Here is a 22,657-nt window from a genome sequence, read left to right on the forward strand (position 1 = left end):
CCGCTTGGATTGCTTTTGTGCGGGAAAATGAAATCGTGGCGGACACCTAATTGGCGCTGCTGGATCTTTATCTGCGGCATCCACGCATGATAACCCGCGACGAAACAGCGCAACCCGTTTTCACCTTCGCCGCGCTATGCCATTTCGCCAGACAGGCGCCGACCAAGAAACTGCCGGCGTTGATCAGGGATTTGCAAGCGCTGATACCGGACACATCCCTCAGCGCGGTCCGACGCGAACAATGCGCCAGACTGGCCGAACTGAAAAAGGAAATCGCCGCGCTGCATCGGTTGCGCGCCGTCCTCGCCCAGATGACACCGCCCTCGCCGCCTTACCAATAATTGTACTGCATGGCGGTGCTGGTGTTGCGATGGATTATCGCCGTGGGAAAGATCTCTGTTTCACGGGCATAGCTTAACGTGCAATTGCCCGCATCGTCGAACCGCCGGCATTGTTCGGATTTGCTGGTCTGACTAACGGAGGTGGTGGAAACCCGTTCAGATCCCGTTTCTCTGTTCAACCCATCATAGTGAAAGGTCGTCACGCCTTTGGCGTTGACGATATTATGCAGACGTCCCTTATCGTCATAATGATAAAGATACTGATCATTGGCCAGGACGTCAGAACCGCGCGCCACGCTTTTCACCAACCGGCGCTGCTTGTCATAATAATAGATTGTGGTGGTGAAGCCTTTATCTCCGTCTAGCACAAAGGCATCCGACGCCGACGTGATCTGCCCGAGTTTATCCGTGGAAAAGAGGATTTGACCCTGCTTGTGCGTCGCCAGTTCGGGGTGTCCGTCACGATCGACGATAACCGCCAGCTCATAGTCGGTCATCCAGCCATGGGCCGTTCGAGCGGTATGATTGACCATTCTGAGCGACACATTCCGTTCGTTTTTCCGATAATCAAACAGCGCATCGGCCAACACGCCGCAGCGATCGAAACGGACATTGCCGCTGGCCTGCTCGTCCACATCCTTGCCCACCATGCCGGAAACCATCAATTTGATATTGCCCTTACCCAATCCGTCAAGCATGATAAGATTGTTGTTATCATTGCGCAGGCGGTGCCTGGCGAAGCAGGCGTCGGCGGCAAACGCCCCGGTGGCGGTCAGGCTCGCCAGCATGCACGCCGTCCCTATCAGCCAAAATTTCATTTTGATGTTTTCCGCCTACACTTGTGTTGCGCGCCAAGCCACTATTTTAGATCAAACCCGTTGCAGCAACCACGTTCGGCAGCGGACGACGCGACGACGCATGGGCCGGCGGGATCTATTCACCGTCGATGGCGGCGTCCAGCCGGCTTTTGGCCTGGCCTATGGTCAAGGGCAACGCGTCGCCGGCCAGACGTCCATCACGCATCAGCAGTTCCGCCAGGTGCGCCACCCTCGGCAAGCGCAAATCATAACGGCGCAACGTCTCTTTGTGGCTGAAGAATGTCGGCAAATCGCCGCCCAGCACGACTTTCCCCTGATTCATCAGATAAACCCGGTCCGACAGCAACGGAACGATATCCATGTCATGCAGGGTGAACACCAGCGTGATGCCCAATGTCCGGTTAATGTCGTTGAGCATATGCACCAGATGACTGGCCGCGTGCGGGTCCAGCGCATTAAACGGTTCGTCCAGCACCAGGACTCGCGGCTTCATGGCGATGACGCTCGCCAGCGCGATGCGTTTTTTTTCACCGCCGCTAAGATTGAAGGGATTACGGTGGATATACTTTTCCATTCCCACCACGCCCAACGCCCATTTGACCGTTTCGTCCAGCGCCTCGCCCGACATTTTCATATTGACCAGGCCATAGGCCACTTCCCGATACACCGTCGAATTAAACAGCTGATCGTCCGAATCCTGGAACACCATCCCCACCCGGCGGCGTAGTTCAATGAAATTGTCCCTGACCACCGGGAGGCCGTCCACCATTACCGTGCCGCTGCCCGGCAGCAGCAGTCCGTTCAATAATTGAAACAGCGTGGATTTCCCCGCGCCGTTGGGTCCCAGAATAGCGACGCGCTCCCCTCGGCCAACGCGCAAGCTCAGTTGGTCCAGGGCGTTATGTTCGCCATCGTAGGAAAAGCTGACGTCGGACAGTTCGATGATATCCATGATGACCTCGACTACGGACGGATGAAATTGGCGACGACCAACAACAGCAACGCTACACCGGCGGCAACGCCGACTATTTTATCGCGAACCGCGATGGCATCGGTAAAGAACGCCAGTTCGTGATTATCCTCGTCATAACCACGGGATAGCATCGCCTGATAAATTCGACTGCTCTTGTCCAACGAGCGGATAAGGATGCTACCGGCTATTGCGCCGATATCCTTGATCCGCCTCAGGCACGGCGCGGTTTCGCCCAGTCTGCTGACTTGCGCCTGCCGCATGGTATGCGCGGTATCCTGCATGATGAAAACATATCGGTACATCATATCCGCGATATCGATCAGGGTGGCCGGAACTTTGCACAAACGCAGCGTCTCGAGGATTTCAATCATCGGCGTGCTGAACGATAGCGCGGCCACCAGGGTCACCGCGGCCATGATCCGTAAAAAGATGATGACGCCGAAAAACAGTCCGTCCCGATAAGCGGTCAGGGAAAAGAAATGGAAAGGCACGACAAACAGCGGCTGGGCGCCATGGGTGAACAACAGGCTAAGAAAAACCAGCCACGCGATGCCAAACGGCATGATCAGTCGCTTTAACAATGCCTTGCGATCGCAGGGCATGACCCAGAACAGGCTGGACGCCGCTGCCCATAACCCCAGCGAGAGGTACCAGCGGTCGAGTACGGCGGCCACTATTACCGCTGATAGCAGCACCATTGTTTTTATCCGACCGTCCAGACGACCCAAAGGCCCCTTCGCCTGGGCCGTAAAACGCGCCAGCGCCATGCTTATTCTTCTTCTTTCTTTTTGGCCGTCTCAACGGCTTTCGGCCCGAACAGCTTAAGCCAGTGATAACCCACTATCAGGCCGGCGAAGAAATTGGCCACTGAAAACGCCCCCACTTCCGCATCGCCCGGCAACTCGGCAAACGGATGATGCTGTTTATGGACAACGTCGGTCGCCAGATCATTGACGCGATTATCCGTACCCTCGCCGCCCATGTTATGGGCGCTCATGTAATTGCCCGCGGCGAAAATGAATAAGAGGATAACGCACATGACGGTGAGCATCGTTTTGGTGAAACCGTCGAAAAAACGGTCCGCATTATGCCCGGTATTCAGAGTATTGCTGTTGGTTGCCATTCTCTTCTCCAAGAATAGATTGCTTGCTGTCCCGGCCGGACCGGCGCAACACGCCGAAGGGGTTTTCCTGACGGCTAGACCGCTGGTTTTGCCGCGATACCGGGCAAAAGATCCGGTCGACGGGAGACCATGGCATGCAGCACCGCCGCGGTGAATACCGCCTCGGCCACGGCCAGAGGCAATTGCGTCGGACCATAACCCATGAAAAAAATCATCCATTGTTTCATAAAGGGCACATTGCCATGCAGGCTAAGCGCCAGCTCGAACGCGCTGGTCAGATAGGTCATCAAATCCCCCACCAACCCGGCCAGGCCCGCCGCCAGCCATAAGGGTCCATGGCACGCCCGCAGCCCGCGCCAAACCGCGTAACCTGACAGCGCGCCGACGATACCCATGGAAATCGTATTGGCGCCAATGGTGGTGATCCCGCCATGGCCGAGAAAGATCGCCTGGAAAAACAGCACAATCAGCGATATCACCGCCGTGGCGAACGGACCGACGATAATCGCCGCCAACGGCGTGCCGCAGGGATGGGAACTCGATCCGGTGACCGGAACCGGCAAATGCATCGCTGAAATAACGAAGACCGCCACGCCGACCATGGCGAGGAAGGGTTTGTAGGAGAGATTGCTTTTTATTTTACGTTTTATTTCATAGATACCCGGAATCACGAACGCGGCGGTGGCGACGTAATAGACTGCGCACGCGGATAAGGGCAAAATTCCATCTTCGATATGCATACCTTTACCTCATGAAATAAAGGATCACGCAAGCAAGTCACCCAGCGGACCGAGGAAAAGGATGGAATAAACGCAACGCGGAATAATGAGAAACATTATGCCGCCATGGGATTGTCGAACCCTTCCCATCACCCCGGGGATTGGTGCTTACAAACAGATCCGGGCCGGTCTCCTGGCTTGCCGTCGTTCTCATTTACCGCCTTCCCATGTGTCGAACACGGTGGCAAAGTGTAAACTCGTCTGGCTTACAGTAGCGGGGGCTGCGCCGGAATGGGATGACACCACCGGATGTCGACTGCCGCCAGGGCGGCCGTCCCGGTCGCGCCTCATCGCCCGGTTATTCGAGCGACAGGGCGACCGCGCGGCTGCTTTCGCATTGCGGTCGATATTCATGGGGTGACTATACTCGCCATCCTTCAGGTTGCCTCTTTGGCGGTACAAATCCGTTTTCGATGAATCTGCCGCCCACAGCTTACCGCCGCGAGGCATTTTGAACGATGAGGAATCTATCCTGGTCAGGATTCCGCACCGGCTTCCCGTTTCACCCGTTTCGCGATTGCGAAAATCGGGCACCCGTATCTTGTGCCAATAATCCTGAATACTTTTTTAAGTAACGTCAAGAGATAATTATTAAGGCTGAGAAACAAATCATTAAGAAAATAACAGCCGAAAAAAATTTCAAGGGGAAAATAACATACGCGATAGCAATTTATTGCCATTTAACTGAAAATAATCATGTAAAACAGTATGATAAAAAATATAGCTTCTAACACTTTTCCCGCTTATTTTCCGCTGCTACGCAACTTGAATGATATATACCTATTCCATTACCGATTGGTAACCTTATTGGAACAATACAGCCGGTAATCATGGCGTTCCGGATTCAATTTTCATCCTTTTCACATTCCCAGAATGGCAAAGGAATTCCCCCAGCGGTTCGAATATGATCCACATCAATTTTGTCGGCATATCCGTTAGACTGTTTATTCAACGGACATCAATTTTTCCTGTTTAATGTCTGAACCGGCCGTGAACGGCATGCCTTATTCCCCCAACGCCTCCAAATTATCACATCGTCCGGCCAGGCGCCGGCAGATACCGTTTAAGCAATTCCAGCAGAGCGGGAAAGGTCATAAAGCCATCCTGCCGCCGAAAATGCCCGGCTTCGGGAAAACTGTACATCTCCGCCGCAAGGGCCCGGCCGAGGGTTGCGGTCAGTTCAGGGGGCACCACGTCATCATTGAGTGAACGCACGATAACGCGCCGGCCGATAATCTGTTTCAACCGGTCGAAATTAAAGCGGTCCCGAGTAAATGCGTTGAGTTCCGGCAACGCGGGCAACGGTTCGGCGAAACCGGCCACCAGCACGGCGCCCCCCACCGCCTCGCCCTGTTTCAGCGCGGACAGGTAGCGCAGTAGCGTCGCGCAGCCCAGACTGTGGGCGACAAACCACGTGCGGCGGGATGGCGCCGGAACGCATTGCCGCAACTGCGCCAGCCATTGTTCGGGCAGCGGCGCGCGCGGCGAGGGCATTCTCGGCAAAACCACCCGGGCGCCCTGCCGCTCAAACTGCGCCTGCAGCCAGCGAAACCAATGATGACGGGGCGTTGAAAGGAAACCATGAATAATGACAATCTGATCGGGCATATTTATTTGCGCTCCTCGTACATCGCCCGGAGCATTACGCCAGGCGATCGCATTCGCTAAAGAGCGGTCAGCATAACGAAGAATTGTGTCACCGGTTTTTCACCGCTCAACAGAACCGGTTGGCGTGTCTTGTTTTTACTCCTGGAGGCGGACTACCGGCAAGGGACCACCGTCGCCCTTGACAACCCGTCGCCGTCCACTTACGTTAAAAATTATTCCAAGGGCATGCCTATCATATTCACAATGCGGTTCCTCCTTCAACCGGTCTGTTCGACAACCGTTCGGGGTATAACGGACATCGCGGCCGAATCTGGATTCGTCGCGCTTCCAGATGGGGTACGGCGCACACGTTCTCTCGCTAAAGCTCACTCCCTAGCCAGACGCCCCAGGCCCGGGCAGCGCGACGAAAACGCACCGCTTTCGCCGGACAGCGGCGGGCATAGCCCGGTAGGGGAGTGGCCGCAATCCGCCCATTGGGGTAAGTCGGGTCAAGCCGGCGGCGCTTGATTTTGCCCGCCCGTAGGTCAATGAGGTGATACATGAACAAAGAGACGGCCCGCAGTTCCCTTTCCCGCACCCGCGTCGCTGTTTTCGCGACGGCCTGCGGCATCACGGTCGCCAATCTGTACTATGCCCAGCCGATGGTTCACACCATTGGGCAATCGCTGGCGATGCCGGATACCCTGTCCGGCCTGGTGGTGACGGTGACCCAGATAGGCTATGCCGCCGGCCTGATTTTACTGGTGTCGCTCGCGGATCTGATGGAAAACCGTCGTCTGGTGATTTTGGCCTTGCTGGCGAATGCTCTCGCGCTATTGGCCATGGCTGTCGCGCCGGCCGCGGCGTTGTTTTTCCTGGCGGTGTTCGGCGTCGGCTTTTTTTCCGCCGCGACCCAGGTGCTGGTGCCCTTTGCCGCGCATCTTGTGCCAGAGGCGCAACGCGGCCGGGTGGTGGGCAATGTCATGGGCGGCCTTTTGCTGGGGATCATGCTGTCCCGTCCGCTATCGACGCTATTGGCCGGCTGGTTCGGCTGGCAAGTGATCTTCTGGTTGTCCGCCCTGCTAATGGCCATTCTGGCGGTTATGCTGCGTTTGCTGTTGCCGGCGCGGCAGCCGAAACACAACAGCAACTATTACGCCATTCTCGGTTCGCTGTGGCATTTGTTTCGCCATACGCCGCTGTTACGTCGCCGCGCGCTGTGGCAAGGCCTGTTATTCGCTGTTTTCAATCTGTTTTGGACCGCCACGCCCATGGTGCTAGCCGGCCCGCGTTTCCAGCTTTCAGCGCATGAAATCGCGCTGTTTCTCTTGGCCGGCGCCGCCGGCGCCCTGGCCGCCCCGATTGCCGGCCGCCTGGCGGACAAGGGCCTGACCGGACCCGCCACTTTAGCGGCAATGTTAATGGTGGCGCTGGCGTTCGCCGCGACGTTCGCCGCCTGGTCATGGCACAGCGTAACGCTGTTCGTCATCGCCGCCATCGTGCTTGACGCCGGCGTACAAACCCATCAAGTTCTCAGCCTGCGCGCCATTTATACCCTGCCGGCGGAAGCCCGCGGCCGGCTGAACGGCCTGTTTATGACCAGCGTATTTTTGTGCGGCTCGAGCGGCGCCTTGCTGGCGGGGGCATTGTTCGCCCATTGGGGCTGGCCGGCGGTTGCCGTCGCCGGTTGCGTCATTTCCGTCCTGGCGCTGTTCTCTTTCGCCTCGCGGGCTTCCTGGCATGCCGAAGAAGCCTGAGGCCGGCAAACCAACGGAAACCGTTGACTCAGGGAGTGGCTTGCCCTAAGTCCGGCCGATTGTTTCGGCCGCTTCGCGGGGTGACGGTCGCTTAACCGCCCTTATCCCCAGGCGCTCAGACGTCGGGATGACCGGGGTGGGCGGACGCCGCCAATCCATTTTGCGTAACCCGTCATAATACTCAAAAATCTTCGCCGCAATCGGCCGAGAAGACCGCTTAAAGGGCGTTTACACGACCTTGACCAGGGGTATGCCAAAACCCATACTAGCCTTCGCAAACGATCCGACCTCCCCCCAGAAGTATGACAAGCATAGAAGAATAGACCAATTGCAAACTATAGCGATATCCCCAGCAACCGGGGTACTGGAAGGGTTTGACGAAGCGGCCGGCGAATTTATCGGTCTGGCGCCTTTTTTGCGCATAAGTATCGCCGGCGGCGATTTTTCCACGCAGGCCGCCGACTGGCTTGCCCAGGCGCAACAACGGCCGGACGATGCGACCTTGTGGATGAACCTGGCCACGGCCATGCTCTGTCTTAAACAACGGGAGATCGGGCTGGCCATACAGAAACACGCTTTGGCGATGCAGCGGGTCTATCGGCTGCGGGCCAAGATCCGACCGGTGAAACTCCGGCTGCTGATGTTGATGACGCCGGGGGATCTCGCCGCGAACATCCCGCTGGATTGCCTGCTGGAAAACGCCGATATCGAGCTGGTGTACTACTTCCTCACTCCCGGCGATCCACTGGCCAGCCCGGTTCCCGAGCACGATCTGGCGATGGTGGCCGTCAGCGCCGACGAGGAAAGCCGGGATCTGTTGCGCCGGCTTGAGACGGCGCTGGCCGACTGGCCGAAACCCATTATTAATGCGCCCGGTTATGTGCCTTTATCAGAACGCCACGCCGCCAGTCTGCTTTTGCAGGGCGCGCCAGGCCTGACCATTTGTCCGGCCCTGCATGCCAGCCGTAAGCAGTTGGAGGATGTCGCCGCCGGCCGGGCGACCCTCGAGGGTATCGCCGAGGGGCACCGTTTTCCGATTATCGTTCGTCCCGAGGGTTCCCACGGTGGACACGGGCTGGCGAAAATTACCTCTGTGGAAACGTTGCGCACCTATCTTAGCGAGGAGATCCAGCCGGAATACTTTCTTTCCCGGTTTGTGGATTACCGCGGAGCGGACGGGTTATTCCGCAAATTCCGCATAGTCCTTATCGACGGACAACCCTATGCCTGCCACATGGCTGTCTCATCGCACTGGATGATTCATTACCTTAATGCCGGCATGTACCAAGACGAAAGCAAGCGGGCGGAAGAAGCGGATTTTCTGGCGGGCTTCCCGGCATTCGCCGCGCGCCACCACACGGCGCTGGCGGCGATATACCGCCGGACCCGGTTGGATTACCTCGGTATCGACTGTGCCGAAACCGCCGACGGGCGGCTGCTGGTATTCGAAATCGATCCTGCCATGGTGATCCACGCCATGGACAGGGAAGACCTCTTTCCACACAAACAATACCACATGCTGAAAGTGAAAAACGCCATGCGGGAAATGCTGATACTGCGCGCCGCCGGACACCGGCTCGGCGTGCCGCGATGACATGGGAGCAAGCAACGTCATGCCGATAAATACCCGCAATGCCCTGAATTTTTCAGGAGGTCCGGGCGCGCTGCCGGAAATCGTATTGCGTCAGGTTCAAACGGCGATTATCGCCGTTCCCGAGGTGGGATTGTCCATATTGGGCATCAGCCATCGCTCGGATTGGTTCGCCGGCATCGTGCGGGAAACGGAGGAAAATATTCGGGCGTTGCTGAATCTGCCCGAGGATTTTCATATTCTTTTCCTACAAGGCGGCGCCACCCAGCAATTTTCCCAAGTGCCCATGACCCTGCTGCGCGGCCGGCGGCACGCCGCCGATTACCTCGATACCGGTTACTGGAGCCGCAAGGTGATTGCCGAGGCGATGCGCGAGGGTCCAGTACGCGTGGTCTGGAGCGGCGAGCGCTGTGGTTATCGCCGGCTGCCCAGGGAGGAGGAATTGACCTTTTCGCCTGATGCGCCCTATCTGCATTATGTCTCTAACGAAACCGTGGAAGGCTTGCAATTTCATCGCATCCTGGGCCGGGATGATGTTCCGCGCGTTTGCGATATGTCCTCGGATTTTCTGTCCAAACCCTGCCAGGCGGATAAATTCTCGCTGATCTACGCCCACGCCCAGAAAAATATCGGACCGGCCGGGGTCACCATCGTCCTGGTTCGAGACAACGTGGTGCAATCCGCCCCGCAAAATTTACCCGCGTTTCTTGATTACCGCCGTCATGTGGAAGCTCATTCCAATCTCAACACCCCGCCGGTATTCGCGATCTATGTGGTGCTGCTGGTCACCCGCTGGCTACGGGATCAGATAGGCGGATTGGACAATATGGCGCGCATTAACCACCGCAAGGCGCAGCGGCTGCATGCCGCCATTGACGACAGCGATGGGTTCTATCGCCACTGGGGGGACGGCGACGATCGCTCGGATATGAACGTGGCGTTCAGCCTGCCCGATGCGGCGCGGGAAAAACGGTTTTTCGCCGATGCTTCCCTGGCCGGTTTTTCCGGTCTGGAGGGCCATCGCGCCCTAGGCGGCGCGCGGGCGTCGATTTATAACGCGCTGGAACCGGCGGCGGTGGAGCGTCTGGTGGAATTTTTGGACGATTTCCGTCGCCGAAACCCCCGCTGATGCCCAGGCAATGCTTGCCGGGAGGATTTTTCCGTCTCGCGGTAAAACAATACGAAAATTTAACAGTGAGCAGCCTATGTTATTATGTGCAAATTGCATAAATTGGATTTCGTGATGACCCTCCAGTAATTTGCGTCCAATTAGTTACGATTAGCACAGGCAGGTAGAAATCTGCCGGTACGCTACCCTGATTACCCGCCATTGTGCGGGCTTTTTTGTCTCTGGCGCCAGCAGGCGGCTCCCTGCCGAATTCAGCGTTTTCCCTTCCCCGGCAATGCTTCATGACCGTTTATGGGTATCACAGGGGGAAATTCTGACAAAAAAAGCAAAATTTCCCCAATATTCATGCTATTAAATGGCATTCCACTCCAGTCGCCCCCGACGGGTTTATGTCAAAAACGCAAAGATTGCTTGGCGCGGCCCTGGCCCGACAACGACCCGCCCCAGGGGACGTTAACCTTCCCGCCGGTCTTTAAGACAATACGCCGGACGGTATTGAAGTCGTGCGGATTTTTGTGATCCGCCATTCTGTTTGTTTTTTAACCAAAAGTGATAATGTCTGTGCGGTCTTTATCACTTTGGACCGCTCCCTGGTAATGACTTGCCCGTCCTACGATGGCGACGGGCCTTTTTCCTTTCGCGACGGGGCCTCCGCCCCAGCCGGCGCGGTCGATGGCCTCATCTTTAATGCCACCTTTGGTACATAATTTATTCATATGACGGGCTATTCTATCTGAGGTTTTTCTGAAGAGGATGACATATGTTGACTGTTATCGCTTTTATTTTATACGCCATAGCGTTGACCGTTATCGCAGTCAAAACCAGATGATGCCCTGTCGTATTCCCGCCGTCGTCCGTGCGCCGAAGATCTTTATGCCGGGCGAGATCCTGTTGTCAACCCGCGTGATTGCCATTCCTCCTGTCCCTACCCGGCAAAACTGGTGTGGCAGTCACAGCGGGCAGGTTAAAAATACGCCATACTCACGCTGTCTTCAGACAACAAGAGGAATGCGTATGCGGCACAGTAAAATCGATCTGCACATGGTCCTGCTTGGCGCGTTTTCGCTTATTGTACTGGTCGCGCTGGCGTTCGGCTCCTGATCGTCTTTCGCCAATGCCATTTCCGGGATCAATAACGCCCTGACAAGGGAACCAATAGGATATCGCGCGGTCAAAGGGATAATTGTTCCCCGACAAAGCGCGTAAGACTGGCAGGTTCCACCGGGGGGTATTGAGGCGACAATGCTTGGACGTTTTCTTGTGACATTGCTGGGTTTGTTGTTTGTCGGCTGGATAGCGGTGATCATGAACGTGGATAATTCGGCCATTCATATCGATCATGAAATGGATCATTTGGAGTCTTTGAGGAAAAACTCACTGGATATCATCGCGCTGACCAAAAAGCAGGCGGCGAAAAACAGCGCGCGCGCAATGGATAACGATTCGCCGCGCTGAATCCAGCGGCGGTTCACTCCCGGCCGGCGTCCGCCGGCGTATCTGCGGCGATGGGTTGCTTGGGCTGATTCGACGCCGCGGTCAAAAAAGGCTCTTCGTCAAAACGGCAACGGAGCCGTCCCCCTTCCAGCCACAAGCGTAAATGGCGATAACGCGCCAGGTAATACCCCCCCGCCAGCGCGGCCACGAAACCGGCCGCCGCGCCAATGGCCACCCCCCAGCGCGCGCCGAACCTGTCCACCACCCAACCGACGATGGGCGAACCGATCGGCGTGCCGCCCAGGGCGATCGCCATCAGGATCGCCAGCACCCGGCCGCGCATCCCCGGCTCAGTGGACAGTTGCACCAAACTGCTGGCGGTGGTCGTGAATGTCTGGGCGGAGACGCCGATCACCACCAATGCCAGACTGAACCCGACATAGTCCGGCATTAGCGCCGCCGCCGCCAGCCCGCCGCCGAATACCGCGGCGCCGAGACAAAGCAGGCCGATATGCGGCTTCTCCCGCTTGGCGGCCAACAGAGCACCGGCCACGGCGCCGAGCGCCATGATTGACGTCAACATACCGTACTGATTGGCGCCGACATGAAAAACACTCACCGACATGGTGGAGATGAAAATCGGGAAGTTGAGTCCGAACGTGCCTATCAGGAAAAACATCAGCATACCCACCCGCAAGTCGGGGCGCCGCCAGACATAGCGAAACCCTTCCCCAAGGCCGCTTTTACCGCGCGGCGCCCTGAGGCTGGCATGCAACTGCGCCGTGCGTAACCGGAGCAATGCCCCAAGCACCGCCACGAAAGACACGGCATTGATCAGAAACACCCAGCCGGTGCCGACGGCGGCAATCAGCACGCCGGCCGCCGCCGGTCCTATCATGCGCGCGGCGTTGAAAGAAGTGGAATTCAACGCCACCGCATTGGACAAATCCTCCTCGCCCGCCAACTCCCCGACAAACGTCTGACGAGCGGGGATATCGAACGCCGCCACGCTGCCGAGCAGAAAAGCGAAGACGTCCACCTGCCATAACCGCACCCGCCCGCTTATCGTCAGCAGCCCCAGCCCTAACGCCAGCAGGCCCAACAGCCCCTGGGTGACCAGCAGCAATTTGCGGCGATTGAAATAGTCGGCCGCGAAACCGGTCAGCGGCAGCAGTAACAGTTGCGGGGCAAACTGCAACGCAATCACCACACCGACCGCCGTGGCGTTATGATGGGTCAGTTGCGTTAGCACCAGCCAATCCTGCGCGGTGCGTTGCATCCAGGTGCCAATATTGGAGATAAGCGCGCCACCGGCCCATAGCCGGTAGTTATACCCGCCCAGGGAACGGAACATGCCTTTCAAGATAATGTTCTCCGACCGCCGGCGCGCCGATGCCGGTTGCGATCAAAGACAGTCTTGGTCAGCGGATCGGTAATATCGCAGCCGGCGTCGATGGCAAAACACCCCATCGCCTTGTGCTGATCAGTCACCATTACCGCCATTGGCGGCGCAAATGCGACGAGGGCCATCAATTCGTCTCCTCAGGGATAATGACGGCACTCTAGCAAATAAACAGCTAATCTACCAAGGTTACCTTCATATATGGGTTACCAAATGTTCCGAATCGGCAATGGTTCCCTGAACCGGCAGAGCAGGCAAGCCGCTGTCGATTGTATCGTCGGATAATCGGAATTGCGCCACCATCTGCTGTAGCGAGGCGGCTTGCTCCTCCAAAACCGTCGCGGTGGCGGTGGCCTGCTGCACCAACGCGGCATTTTGCTGGGTGACGCCATCCATTTGACCCACCGCCTGACTGACCTGATCGATGCCGTGGCTTTGCTCGTCGGACGCCGAAGCGATTTCTCCCATAATGGATGTGACGTCCTCCACCGCGGCGACCATATCCTGCATGGTCAGGCCGGCACGGCCTACCCGGTCAGACCCTTGTTCCACCAGCGACGATGAAGTATTGATCAGCGCGTCGATTTCTTTGGCGGCTTGAGCGCTGCGCTGGGCCAAACTCCGCACTTCGCCGGCCACCACCGCGAACCCTCGACCCGTCTCGCCGGCCCGGGCGGCTTCAACCGCCGCGTTCAGGGCGAGAATATTGGTCTGAAAGGCAATACCGTTGATGACCGAGGTAATATCGGCGATTTTCTGCGAACTGCCGGCAATATCCTCCATGGTGCGGACCACTTCGCCAACGATGGCGCCGCCCTGCCTGGCCTTTTCCGATGCCTTGTCGGCCAATTGTCTGGCACGGTGGGCGTTGGCGGCGTTCTGTTTAACGGTTGCGGTCAATTGCTCCATGCTGGCCGCGGTCTCCTCCAGGGCGGCCGCCTGTTGTTCGGTGCGAGAGGCAAGGTCGGCATTGCCGGCGGCAATCTCCGCCGCGCCCTGATAAAACGCGTCCGAACCCCGCCTGACGCTGGTCACCATCTTCCCCAAGGCATCCTGCATAAGACGCACGTTCTCCCCAAGGAAACCCAGCTCATTGCGGCCATGGGCGTCTGCCGACGACGTAAGGTCTCCCTGCGCGATAGACCGGACACGTTCCACCAGACGCCGGATAGGCATAATCATAACGCGCCTTATCACCCAGTAAGTCAGCAGCACCAGACATAATGCCGCCGCAAAAGCGCCGCCCATCAGCGTATAACCGCGCAGGGCATCATGGCGGGCCGCTTCATTCAACCCACGGGCGTATTCAGTACGAAAGGCCACCGCCGCCAGCAACGGCTTGTTGAACGCGTTATCCAGTAATCTGACTTTATCGGCTTCCAGCGCCAGCGCCGCATCGAATTGCCCATTGGCAACCGCCGTTTGCATAGGCAGTAGTCCTTGCTTGAGATAGTCGTCATAAGCCCGCTTTAGCGTCGGCTCCAGACTGATATCGAAAGGCAGTTTCACCGGTCGGCGCAGGTAGGTCGCGAAGCTGGCCTGAGATTGCTTGATGCGTCCCTCGGCCAGTTTGAGATTCCCCGCCACCAGCGTATTGTCGCCCTTGCGTCCGGCAATGGCCGCCTGAATCAACAGCAACCGCGCGATACGCAGATGATTGGTGCTATTGGACAATCCCATGCGGGTATCTATCTCCTGGGTCACGGCGGCCAGCGAGCGATTGCTGCCATATAAAAACGCCGTCGCCGACCCCACCGATAGAGCGAATAGCGTCAGGATCATAGCCAGTATAAAGAGAAACAGCGTCACCAGATGGATATTATGCAAGAATCCGGTTTTGCTGAGTACGACTGTTTGCGCCATGACAGTCCATCCCATAATATGGTTGTCTATACTTGTCATACTTCACGTCGCCTCATTGTCGGCGGCGAACGTTCACCCAATCACGGAATCAGCGATGTTCCCGGGGACGATAAAGGACATTCCGTCTCTCATCGGCGGCCCGCCATTGGCGGTTCAAATTCGTTGCCGACGAGTTTGTCGCTCTCTTACCGTCGCGATGCAACTTGAAGTATCAAAAGTATAAAGAAAAAAACATTTGCCACGATGAAAGATGAATGGTGCAAAGTATCAATTATCGCGGCAGCGGTTATCACAGTTTCAATGAAGATATTGATCGGCGGCGGCGGCGAGAACTTTAATAAAATAAAGCGAGGCAGACTGTGGAGAGCGGGAAGCTCCACCTTGTCGCAACCCTCCTTGCGAAATGCCAACAAGACAGAGGTTCTCTTTGCAGAAAAATGGAATAGGCAAATGCCAAAAATTATTTAGGCAAAATACACAAAATTCACAACACATTACATCATTAAAAAATGAAAATAGTGAAAATAGTGAAAATAGTGAAAATACGGCACGGCGGCGACCGCGGGATCGCTCCGCCAAAAACGCGTTGTCCCGCCAACGCTACTCTTTTTCGGCGCGATTGCGTCCGCGCCGCTTGGCCTGGTAAAGCGCCATATCGGCGCGGTTAATCAGGGAATCCACACTTTCCCTGCCCTGGAATTCCGCCACGCCGCAACTGACCGTGACCGAAATGGCCTGACCGTCGATGACGACGGGCGACTGGGCGATACGCTCCGCCACAGCCTGCAACCGCTGTAGCGCCTGGTCGCCGTCACAGCCTTTCATCAATACCAGAAACTCATCACCACCCCATCGGCAAAGATCATCAGTGTGGCGCAATGCGGCCTGAATCATGCGCACCACATGCTGAATCACCCTATCGCCGGCGCTATGGCCGTACTGATCGTTGATGGGTTTAAAATGATCGATATCGACAATGCCCATGGCGGTGCGATTACCCGGCTGTGCGATGACCGGACGCAACCGCTGGATGCCGAGTTCGAACGCCTGCCGATTCATGACGCCGGTAAGCTTGTCGGTGGTGGCCATTTGCTCCAGACGACGCTGGTAGCCGCCAATGGTCAGCCACAGCAGTATCAGAAACAACGCGCTCACCAGAATACCGATACCCAGATTTTTCAGCAGGGTCATCAGCAGCACCCGCTCCAAGGGATGACTGCTTTGCTCAATCATCAGATACCAGTCGAATTCCGGTATCAGGCGGGTATTGAGCAACACATGACTACCCTGGTCCTGGTAGCGATAATTACCGCCGGGTACGGTGAGAATCTTAGTGGCTAATGGCGCCAAACCGGGAACCTGGCGAATATTGCCCGGCCGTTGGAAAGTTTGTCCATGCAGCACCACTTGACCGCTTTTATCGATAAAATAGATTGTCCGGTTATAGCGGCGCTGATACTTTTCAATGAGACTTTTGACTTTTGTTACGGAAATACCAATTCCGGTCACGCCAATAAAATTGCCCTGGTAATCCTGAACTTTATAATTCACAAAAACATCAAGGTGGGTGTGATCTTCGGGGTCTGGCCGCACATCGATAAGATAAGGCTGGTCCTCCGGCAAGTTTTTGGCTTGAAAATACCAATGATCACGCCCAAGTTTTTGCGAGATGGTTTCCAGAACACGATCAGGATCGTAGTATCTGTCGGTTTTATCGGAGACAAAAAAAGAGAAAATTGTATCGAAACGCCGATCGATTTCCCCTAAATAACGCATCATCGCCCGGGGGTCGCGCTCATGATCCAACACCCAATCCCGCACAAACGTATCATGGGCCATCAAAGATGAAATAAAAATCGGCCGCAGTAAATCCTGTTGTATTTCAGAATAGACATTATCGCTGGTCAACGGCAGGGTGTTTTCTTCGATTTCATTGGTCAGCGAACGCCGCGCCACTTCATAGCTGCTCCAACTGATGATCAAAAAGGCACCCAAAAGCATCAGGGTGAATAGAATGATGGCCCGGGTTTTGGTTAGCCAGTATGGGCTTGTCATGGATATCCTCAGGGAAAGGGGGTGTTCGTCGGTTTGGCAAACGTCTCACGCTCAGCTAAGCATAATATATAGGGCACTATTTATCTTGCTGTTTTTCCCTAATTTCTATTCTCATTCAGCGGATTACGGCCGTTTCCCCCGCGGGGACCCGCGACGCGGGAGACCGCGGGGCCGACCCATGTACGGATGCGCCCGCTTTGGGTGGAGCATGGCCGGCAAAGCGCCGCTCTCCTCGTCATACGTCAAGCCACACCGTAACGGTGACGGGGCACAGTCAAGCTAAAGACGACATGCGGTATGACGAGCAGACAGGGTAACGAGTATAAGAATTGCCTGCTTTACCGTATGGCGCAAAGGTTTATTCTGATGGCTTACCCGATCTTGAGAGGAATGACGATGTTCATTGTTGAGTTGACTTACGAGGAACCTATTGAAAAAGTCGAAGCATTGCTGGAAGGACATATCGCCTGGCTGAAGGCGCATTACGCCACCGGCGATTTTATCGCTTCCGGCCGCAAGGTGCCGCGCAATGGCGGTGTCATTTTGGCCAAGAGTATGGCGCGGCCGGCGCTGGACGCCATTTTGACGGAAGATCCCTTCACGGCGGTGGCCAATTATAAGGTCACCGAATTCGCGCCCACCATGACGTCGCCCGCGTTAGCCGCGCTGAAAACCCTGTAACGGCCCGTCCTTAGGCCGACGTAACCCGGTTGCGGCCAGCCTGCTTGGCCCGGAGAAGGACATCGTCGGCCCGTTCTAAGGAAAAGCCGCCGCGGGAGACCGTAACCAGCGCTAAACGGGAACAGCCGCGAAACCGGAGACGGTACGGGCCAAGAAGCATGAGCTACTTCAAATTTTTAACATAAAATCCCTCTCTTCCCAGCGTATTTGGCCGACCGGGGCAGTTTCCCGAGATGACGGCGATTTGGCCGTCCGCCGACGACTTTGTGCGCCTGATCGTCCGACTCTTGGTCCCACTGCCATACTATCCTCAAAATTGGCGCGGCCATCGAGGTCGAATGGCCGGTCCAACGATAAAATAAAAAGTTTTACCGAAAATCGCCTCGCCCTCAGCCACGCGGCCAACCCTTGCCGCGTTGTTATAAATTAACAATATTTACAATTGGTTATGGGATATTTTTTGTCCTGGTGACCACGGTCGGCACTCCATCGTGGACCATCTCGTCGCCCGCCGGGTTATCGTTTCGGGCGACATTGCATTTTTCTCGGACTGGGTTAACACTTCGGTAGACATGCAACAACCAGCCAACAAATTATTAAAGGAGTTGCAGCAATGACCGTGAAACAACAATGTCTGTACATCGACGGACAGTTCATCCCCAACCCTACCGACAAATGGATTGATGTACTCAATCCCGCTACCGAAGACGTGATTTCCCAGATTCCCGACGCGGGGGAGCAGGAGGTGCGCAGCGCCATTGACGCGGCTGAGCGGGCGCAGGGCGAATGGGAAGAGACGCCGGCGCAGGAACGGGGACTGTGGTTGCGTAAAATCGCCGCCGGTATCCGCGAGCGGGAACGGGAACTGACGGACATCATCGTGGCCGAGGGCGGTAAAACCCAGGGCCTGGCCAACACCGAGGTTCTGTTTACCGCGGACTATCTCGATTATATGGCCGAATGGGCCAGGCGGTATGAAGGTGAAATCGTACAAAGCGATAGACGTAACGAAACTATTTTGATTTTCAAAAAAGCCATCGGGGTAACCACCGGGATTCTGCCCTGGAACTTCCCGTTCTTCCTGATAGCCCGTAAAGCGGCGCCGGCTCTGGTCACCGGCAATACCATAGTGATTAAGCCCAGCCAGTTGACGCCCAACAACGCCATCGCCTTTGCCGAAATCGTCCATCACATCGGCCTGCCCAAAGGGGTTTTCAATGTGGTTACCGGCCGCGGTTCGGTAGTGGGGAAGGAATTGGCGGCCAATCCGAAAGTGGGCATGGTCAGCTTGACCGGCAGCGTGGCGGCGGGCGAGCAGACCATGGCGGCGGCCGCGAAGAATATCACCAAGGTTTCGCTGGAACTGGGCGGAAAGGCGCCGGCCATCGTTATGGCCGATGCCGATCTGGATCTGGCGGTTAAAAGTATCCTTGATTCGCGGATCATTAATACCGGCCAGGTATGCAATTGCGCTGAACGGGTCTATGTTCAAGAACAGATCAAAGACGCGTTCGTCGCCAAGATGGCCGAGGCGTTCAAATCGGTGAGGTATGGCGATCCGGCGCGGGAACAGGCGGTGGCGATGGGCCCGCTGATTGACGCGGCATCCCGGCAAAGCGTCAGGGATAAGGTGGACAAGGCGGTGAAACAAGGCGCCAGATTATTGGTGGGCGGCGATTATCCCCAGGGGAAAGGCTACTTTTTCCCACCCACCTTGCTGACCGAGGTTCGCCAGGATATGGACATTATGCATGAGGAAACCTTCGGGCCGGTATTGCCGATCGCGTCCTTTGGCACGCTGGCGGAAGCCGTCGCCATGGCCAATGATTGCGAATATGGGTTAACGTCCTCCATTTATACCACCAACCTGAACACCGCCATGCTGGCCATCAAGCAATTGAAATTCGGTGAAACCTACATTAACCGGGAGAATTTCGAAGCCATGCAGGGATTCCATGCCGGCTGGCGTAAATCGGGCGTCGGCGGCGCCGATGGGCGACACGGTTTGGAGGAATATTTACAAACTCAGGTGGTCTACCTGCAATATCAGGCATAAATCACACAAATAAATCGGACGGGGGGGAATAATCGGATTCCGACGGCGACGGATCCGTCCCCGTGCCGGGCGTCAGATGCCAGATGCGGGGCGCCGGGCGTCAGATGCCAGACGCCAGATGCCGGGCGCCAGGTGCCAGGTGCCAGGTGCCAGGTGCCAGGTGCCAGGTGCCAGGTGCCAGGTGCTTCAGCGTAAGGTCCCACAGGGAGACAGGCCTTGTCATGAAAATCGCGTTATTCATACCCTGCTTTATCGATATTTATTTTCCAGAGGTCGGCATCGCCACACTGGAATTATTGGAACGTCTGGGGTGCGAGGTGGATTACCCCCTCGATCAGACCTGTTGCGGGCAGCCCATGTCCAACAGCGGCTGCCACCGGGACGCCGCCGGCTGCGAAGCGCTGTTTGTACGCAACTTCAGCGGTTACGATCATATCGTGGCGCCGTCGGCCAGTTGCGTGCACCATGTGCGCGATCATCTCGACGCCATACCCCAAACCGAGGAAGTGCGCCATGTCCGGCGCCATACCTTCGAGCTGGTGGATTTTCTGCACGACGTTCTTCAGGTGAGGGCATTCCCCTGGGCGGCATTTCCCCACACCGTGGGATTGCACAACAGTTGTTCCGCGTTGCGCGCGTTGCGGCACGCCGCCACATCCGAAATAGACGAACCGCCGTTTTCCAAACCCCTGGCGTTGCTGCAAGCCGTGGAGGGCATCCGCTTCTGCCAACCCGAACGGCCCGATGAATGTTGCGGATTCGGCGGTACGTTCAGCGTCACCGAGGCGCCGGTATCTGCCAGGATGGGATACGACAAAGTCGCTGATTTTCAGCGGGCCGGCGCGGAATATATCGTGTCGGCCGATATGTCCTGCCTGATGCATCAAAAAGGCTGCGCCGAACGCATGGGCGCGCCGCTCAAATTCATCCATATCGCCCAGATCCTCAATGGCGCGACAGCCTGACAGGCATACGGAGAAGCGATGAAAGCCATTAATCATGTCAAGAATTCGCGGCATTTTTTGGCCCGTGATCGGCATCGGGTTTTCCTGGATCAACGGTTGTGGGGTCTTCGCCAGGGCCGCGACGCCCAGATGAAAGCCCATCCGGAATGGCAGCAACTACGCGAACTGGCCTCGCAAATCAAGGAACACACCCTCTCCCATCTTGATCACTACCTGGAAATGTTCGAGCGCAACGCCCTGGACAACGGCGTTCAGGTCCACTGGGCGGCGGATGCGGATGCGCATAATCGCATCGTCCACGGCATTCTTGCCGAGCACGGCGTCACCACGCTGGTAAAAAGTAAATCGATGCTGACTGAAGAATGCGATATGCGCCCCTACCTGGCGGAACGCGGCATCGAGGTCATCGAAACCGATTTGGGCGAACGCATCCAGCAGTTGGATGACGAGATGCCCAGCCATATTGTGGTGCCGGCGGTGCATAAATTGTCCGAGGATGTCGCCCGTGTTTTCGCCCGCGCCCTGGATACCGACCCGGACAATGCCGATCCGCATTATCTTGCCGAACAGCAGCGGGAAAAAACCCGCCCGTTGTTCCTGCGCGCCGGCGCGGGTATGACCGGCTGCAACTTCGCCGTGGCCGAAACCGGGACCGTCGCCGTCTGCACCAATGAGGGCAACGCCGATCTGAGCGCCAATGTGCCGAATCTGCATCTGGTCTCCATCGGCATTGAAAAACTGGTCCCCGGCATGGCCGATCTGGCGGTATTTATCCGGTTGTTATCGCGAAGCGCCCTCGGCTCGCCCATTACGCAATACACCTCGCACTTTCGCGCGCCGCGCCCAGGCGGCGAAATGCATTTCATCCTGGTGGATAACGGCCGTAGCGCGCGGCTGGCGATGAACGATTTCTGGTATTCGCTAAAATGCATCCGTTGCAGCGCCTGCATGAACACCTGTCCGGTTTACCGGCGTAGCGGCGGCCTCAGCTACGGCGCCGTCTATTCCGGCCCTATCGGCGCCATCATCAACCCCACGATGGACCTGAAAAAATACAGTACATTGCCTTTCGCGTCCACGCTCAACGGCAGTTGTACCGATGTCTGTCCGGTAAAAATCAATATCCATGAGCAGATTTTCAAATGGCGCGAAATCGTCGCGACACATAATGCCTTGCCTTTCGCTAAAAAAAGCGCCATGAAAGCCGCCGGCAAACTCCTTGCCAATCCGGCGCTCTACCGCGCGGCGACCGATACCGCCAATCTGCTGGTGCCGAAACTGCCGCGCATACTGATTTATCACCCGTTCAATGCCTGGGGCGAGGCCCGGGAAATACCGGCGTCGCCGCGACAGAGCTTCCATCGCTGGTATCTGGAGCGCCAGCGCCGTGATAAAAAAAACGGGGATCCGCGCGCGACGCGGGATGACGCGCCGTCGCCGGACAAGGAGACGAAACGATGAGCGATCGCGATATTATCTTACGCGCCATTCGCAATAGCGCCCGCGCGCCACATCCCCGGCCTCGGCCGCCCGATTTCGCCGAACGCTATCCGGCGACGCCGGCGGCGTTCGGCAGCACATTGACCTTGATGGGAGGGATCTGGGATGATAGCCACTTGGGTCAATCGGCGGATCCGGCCGAGCTATCCGCTTATATTCGCGGCCTGTTTCCCGCCGCCGGCCGGTTTTGCTCGGCGGTGGCCGGTATAGAGGGGGATATACCGCTGACGGCGCAAACGCCCTCGTCGACGCTGGAATCCGTGGATGTGGCGATCGTCAAGGCCGGTTTCGGCGTGGCGGAAACCGGTTCGGTCTGGCTGAGTGAACGGGAATGCCCGGCCAACGCCCTGGGCTTCCTGGCGCAACATCTGGTGGTATTGCTGCCCGTCGCCGCCATTGTGGCGAATCTGCATGTGGCGTATGCCCGTCAGGAAGTCTCGACGGTCAACTATGGGGTATTGATGTCCGGCCCTTCCGCCACGGCCGATATTGAGGGCGTTTTGATCCGCGGCGCGCAGGGTGTGCGCAGTTTGCGGGTTATCGCGCTGCGCGACGGATAGGGGGTTGGACAGGAAGGTAACGAGGTTGCTATGTGCGGAAAAC

Annotated in this window: 21 protein-coding genes and 1 riboswitch; of the genes, 11 read left to right on the forward strand and 10 right to left on the reverse strand. The window is 56.9% G+C overall.

Features of this window, described 5'->3' with window-relative positions; translation table 11 throughout:
* The first annotated feature begins 50 nt into the window (after positions 1–50).
* A complete protein-coding gene (locus FCN80_RS10870) occupies positions 51–341 on the forward strand; it encodes a hypothetical protein (RefSeq protein ID WP_136990181.1) in 291 nt (96 codons plus the stop codon).
* Here FCN80_RS10870 and FCN80_RS10875 read toward each other — a convergent pair.
* The 6 genes from FCN80_RS10875 to FCN80_RS10900 all read right to left on the reverse strand — a co-directional run bounded on the left by FCN80_RS10875 (position 332) and on the right by FCN80_RS10900 (position 5,642).
* Positions 332–1,159 (reverse strand): hypothetical protein, encoded by an 828-nt coding sequence (locus FCN80_RS10875; protein ID WP_136990182.1) that lies wholly within the window; start codon positions 1,157–1,159, stop codon positions 332–334. The two genes, FCN80_RS10870 and FCN80_RS10875, sit on opposite strands and share 10 nt — an antisense overlap.
* Positions 1,160–1,274: 115 nt before the next feature.
* Entirely contained in the window at positions 1,275–2,111 is an 837-nt protein-coding gene (locus FCN80_RS10880; RefSeq protein WP_136990183.1) for an energy-coupling factor ABC transporter ATP-binding protein, read from the reverse strand.
* 11 nt (positions 2,112–2,122) lie between these two features.
* Positions 2,123–2,899 carry a cobalt ECF transporter T component CbiQ gene (gene cbiQ / locus FCN80_RS10885; protein WP_136990184.1) on the reverse strand — a complete coding sequence of 259 codons (777 nt, stop codon included), beginning with the start codon at positions 2,897–2,899 and terminating at the stop codon, positions 2,123–2,125.
* Positions 2,900–2,901: 2 nt separating this feature from the next.
* On the reverse strand, positions 2,902–3,255 hold the full coding sequence (locus FCN80_RS10890; RefSeq protein WP_136990185.1) for a hypothetical protein: 354 nt from the start codon (positions 3,253–3,255) through the stop codon (positions 2,902–2,904).
* Positions 3,256–3,329: 74 nt separating this feature from the next.
* Positions 3,330–3,995: an energy-coupling factor ABC transporter permease gene (locus FCN80_RS10895; RefSeq protein ID WP_136990186.1), complete on the reverse strand. Its 666-nt coding sequence runs from the start codon at positions 3,993–3,995 to the stop codon at positions 3,330–3,332.
* A 145-nt stretch (positions 3,996–4,140) separates the two neighbouring features.
* Positions 4,141–4,587: riboswitch (cobalamin riboswitch) on the reverse strand.
* Positions 4,588–5,063: 476 nt separating this feature from the next.
* Positions 5,064–5,642 carry an RBBP9/YdeN family alpha/beta hydrolase gene (locus tag FCN80_RS10900; RefSeq protein WP_136990187.1) on the reverse strand — a complete coding sequence of 193 codons (579 nt, stop codon included), beginning with the start codon at positions 5,640–5,642 and terminating at the stop codon, positions 5,064–5,066.
* A gap of 539 nt (positions 5,643–6,181) precedes the next feature.
* On the opposite strand from FCN80_RS10900, the gene FCN80_RS10905 reads away from it, so the two are divergent.
* The 5 genes from FCN80_RS10905 to FCN80_RS10925 all read left to right on the forward strand — a co-directional run bounded on the left by FCN80_RS10905 (position 6,182) and on the right by FCN80_RS10925 (position 11,553).
* Entirely contained in the window at positions 6,182–7,378 is a 1,197-nt protein-coding gene (locus tag FCN80_RS10905; RefSeq protein ID WP_136990188.1) for an MFS transporter, read from the forward strand.
* Positions 7,379–7,706: 328 nt separating this feature from the next.
* The gene (locus FCN80_RS10910; RefSeq protein ID WP_230492609.1) at positions 7,707–8,972 is read left to right on the forward strand and encodes an ATP-grasp domain-containing protein; all 1,266 of its coding nucleotides are present in this window, start codon (positions 7,707–7,709) and stop codon (positions 8,970–8,972) included.
* 19 nt (positions 8,973–8,991) lie between these two features.
* Positions 8,992–10,098, forward strand: a complete 1,107-nt coding sequence (locus FCN80_RS10915; protein WP_170975366.1) for a phosphoserine transaminase — start codon at positions 8,992–8,994, stop codon at positions 10,096–10,098.
* 753 nt (positions 10,099–10,851) lie between these two features.
* Positions 10,852–11,199: a hypothetical protein gene (locus FCN80_RS10920; RefSeq protein ID WP_136990189.1), complete on the forward strand. Its 348-nt coding sequence runs from the start codon at positions 10,852–10,854 to the stop codon at positions 11,197–11,199.
* A gap of 141 nt (positions 11,200–11,340) precedes the next feature.
* Positions 11,341–11,553: a hypothetical protein gene (locus tag FCN80_RS10925; RefSeq protein ID WP_136990190.1), complete on the forward strand. Its 213-nt coding sequence runs from the start codon at positions 11,341–11,343 to the stop codon at positions 11,551–11,553.
* Between the two features lie 13 nt (positions 11,554–11,566).
* Here FCN80_RS10925 and FCN80_RS10930 read toward each other — a convergent pair whose 3' ends face one another.
* The 4 genes from FCN80_RS10930 to FCN80_RS10945 form a co-directional block, all read right to left on the reverse strand.
* The gene (locus tag FCN80_RS10930) at positions 11,567–12,886 is read right to left on the reverse strand and encodes an MFS transporter (RefSeq protein WP_230492613.1); all 1,320 of its coding nucleotides are present in this window, start codon (positions 12,884–12,886) and stop codon (positions 11,567–11,569) included.
* Positions 12,887–12,891: 5 nt separating this feature from the next.
* On the reverse strand, positions 12,892–13,062 hold the full coding sequence (locus FCN80_RS26435; protein WP_170975367.1) for a hypothetical protein: 171 nt from the start codon (positions 13,060–13,062) through the stop codon (positions 12,892–12,894).
* A 67-nt stretch (positions 13,063–13,129) separates the two neighbouring features.
* Complete coding sequence (locus FCN80_RS27240) at positions 13,130–14,836, reverse strand: methyl-accepting chemotaxis protein (RefSeq protein WP_306767870.1); 1,707 nt, start codon at positions 14,834–14,836, stop codon at positions 13,130–13,132.
* A gap of 561 nt (positions 14,837–15,397) precedes the next feature.
* Positions 15,398–16,852 carry a sensor domain-containing diguanylate cyclase gene (locus tag FCN80_RS10945; RefSeq protein ID WP_136990193.1) on the reverse strand — a complete coding sequence of 485 codons (1,455 nt, stop codon included), beginning with the start codon at positions 16,850–16,852 and terminating at the stop codon, positions 15,398–15,400.
* Positions 16,853–17,248: 396 nt separating this feature from the next.
* On the opposite strand from FCN80_RS10945, the gene FCN80_RS10950 reads away from it, so the two are divergent.
* The 5 genes from FCN80_RS10950 to FCN80_RS10970 all read left to right on the forward strand — a co-directional run bounded on the left by FCN80_RS10950 (position 17,249) and on the right by FCN80_RS10970 (position 22,614).
* Positions 17,249–17,533: a YciI family protein gene (locus tag FCN80_RS10950; RefSeq protein WP_136990194.1), complete on the forward strand. Its 285-nt coding sequence runs from the start codon at positions 17,249–17,251 to the stop codon at positions 17,531–17,533.
* A 613-nt stretch (positions 17,534–18,146) separates the two neighbouring features.
* Positions 18,147–19,589, forward strand: coding sequence for an aldehyde dehydrogenase (gene aldA, locus FCN80_RS10955; RefSeq protein WP_136990195.1), 1,443 nt, complete (start codon positions 18,147–18,149; stop codon positions 19,587–19,589).
* Positions 19,590–19,810: 221 nt separating this feature from the next.
* Positions 19,811–20,554, forward strand: a complete 744-nt coding sequence (locus FCN80_RS10960; protein ID WP_136990196.1) for a (Fe-S)-binding protein — start codon at positions 19,811–19,813, stop codon at positions 20,552–20,554.
* Between the two features lie 18 nt (positions 20,555–20,572).
* Positions 20,573–22,015 carry a lactate utilization protein B gene (locus tag FCN80_RS10965; protein WP_136990197.1) on the forward strand — a complete coding sequence of 481 codons (1,443 nt, stop codon included), beginning with the start codon at positions 20,573–20,575 and terminating at the stop codon, positions 22,013–22,015.
* Positions 22,012–22,614, forward strand: coding sequence for a LutC/YkgG family protein (locus tag FCN80_RS10970; RefSeq protein ID WP_136990198.1), 603 nt, complete (start codon positions 22,012–22,014; stop codon positions 22,612–22,614). The genes FCN80_RS10965 and FCN80_RS10970 overlap by 4 nt, the downstream gene beginning before the upstream one ends.
* The last annotated feature ends 43 nt before the right edge of the window (positions 22,615–22,657 follow it).

It is taken from the genome of Martelella alba (genome assembly GCF_005217455.1).
Classification (GTDB): Bacteria; Pseudomonadota; Gammaproteobacteria; order Enterobacterales; family Enterobacteriaceae; genus Acerihabitans.

Coding starts and splice junctions, on each gene's coding strand:
- FCN80_RS26435 (WP_170975367.1), bottom strand. CDS start 13,062: ATGGCCCTCGTCGCATTTGCGCCGCCAATGGCGGTAATGGTGACTGAT.
- FCN80_RS10965 (WP_136990197.1), top strand. CDS start 20,573: ATGAAAGCCATTAATCATGTCAAGAATTCGCGGCATTTTTTGGCCCGT.
- aldA (WP_136990195.1), top strand. CDS start 18,147: ATGACCGTGAAACAACAATGTCTGTACATCGACGGACAGTTCATCCCC.
- FCN80_RS10900 (WP_136990187.1), bottom strand. CDS start 5,642: ATGCCCGATCAGATTGTCATTATTCATGGTTTCCTTTCAACGCCCCGT.
- FCN80_RS27240 (WP_306767870.1), bottom strand. CDS start 14,836: ATGACAAGTATAGACAACCATATTATGGGATGGACTGTCATGGCGCAA.
- FCN80_RS10930 (WP_230492613.1), bottom strand. CDS start 12,886: ATGTTCCGTTCCCTGGGCGGGTATAACTACCGGCTATGGGCCGGTGGC.
- FCN80_RS10905 (WP_136990188.1), top strand. CDS start 6,182: ATGAACAAAGAGACGGCCCGCAGTTCCCTTTCCCGCACCCGCGTCGCT.
- FCN80_RS10875 (WP_136990182.1), bottom strand. CDS start 1,159: ATGAAATTTTGGCTGATAGGGACGGCGTGCATGCTGGCGAGCCTGACC.
- FCN80_RS10920 (WP_136990189.1), top strand. CDS start 10,852: ATGACATATGTTGACTGTTATCGCTTTTATTTTATACGCCATAGCGTT.
- FCN80_RS10915 (WP_170975366.1), top strand. CDS start 8,992: ATGCCGATAAATACCCGCAATGCCCTGAATTTTTCAGGAGGTCCGGGC.
- cbiQ (WP_136990184.1), bottom strand. CDS start 2,899: ATGGCGCTGGCGCGTTTTACGGCCCAGGCGAAGGGGCCTTTGGGTCGT.
- FCN80_RS10945 (WP_136990193.1), bottom strand. CDS start 16,852: ATGACAAGCCCATACTGGCTAACCAAAACCCGGGCCATCATTCTATTC.
- FCN80_RS10970 (WP_136990198.1), top strand. CDS start 22,012: ATGAGCGATCGCGATATTATCTTACGCGCCATTCGCAATAGCGCCCGC.
- FCN80_RS10895 (WP_136990186.1), bottom strand. CDS start 3,995: ATGCATATCGAAGATGGAATTTTGCCCTTATCCGCGTGCGCAGTCTAT.
- FCN80_RS10925 (WP_136990190.1), top strand. CDS start 11,341: ATGCTTGGACGTTTTCTTGTGACATTGCTGGGTTTGTTGTTTGTCGGC.
- FCN80_RS10890 (WP_136990185.1), bottom strand. CDS start 3,255: ATGGCAACCAACAGCAATACTCTGAATACCGGGCATAATGCGGACCGT.
- FCN80_RS10960 (WP_136990196.1), top strand. CDS start 19,811: ATGAAAATCGCGTTATTCATACCCTGCTTTATCGATATTTATTTTCCA.
- FCN80_RS10950 (WP_136990194.1), top strand. CDS start 17,249: ATGTTCATTGTTGAGTTGACTTACGAGGAACCTATTGAAAAAGTCGAA.
- FCN80_RS10880 (WP_136990183.1), bottom strand. CDS start 2,111: ATGGATATCATCGAACTGTCCGACGTCAGCTTTTCCTACGATGGCGAA.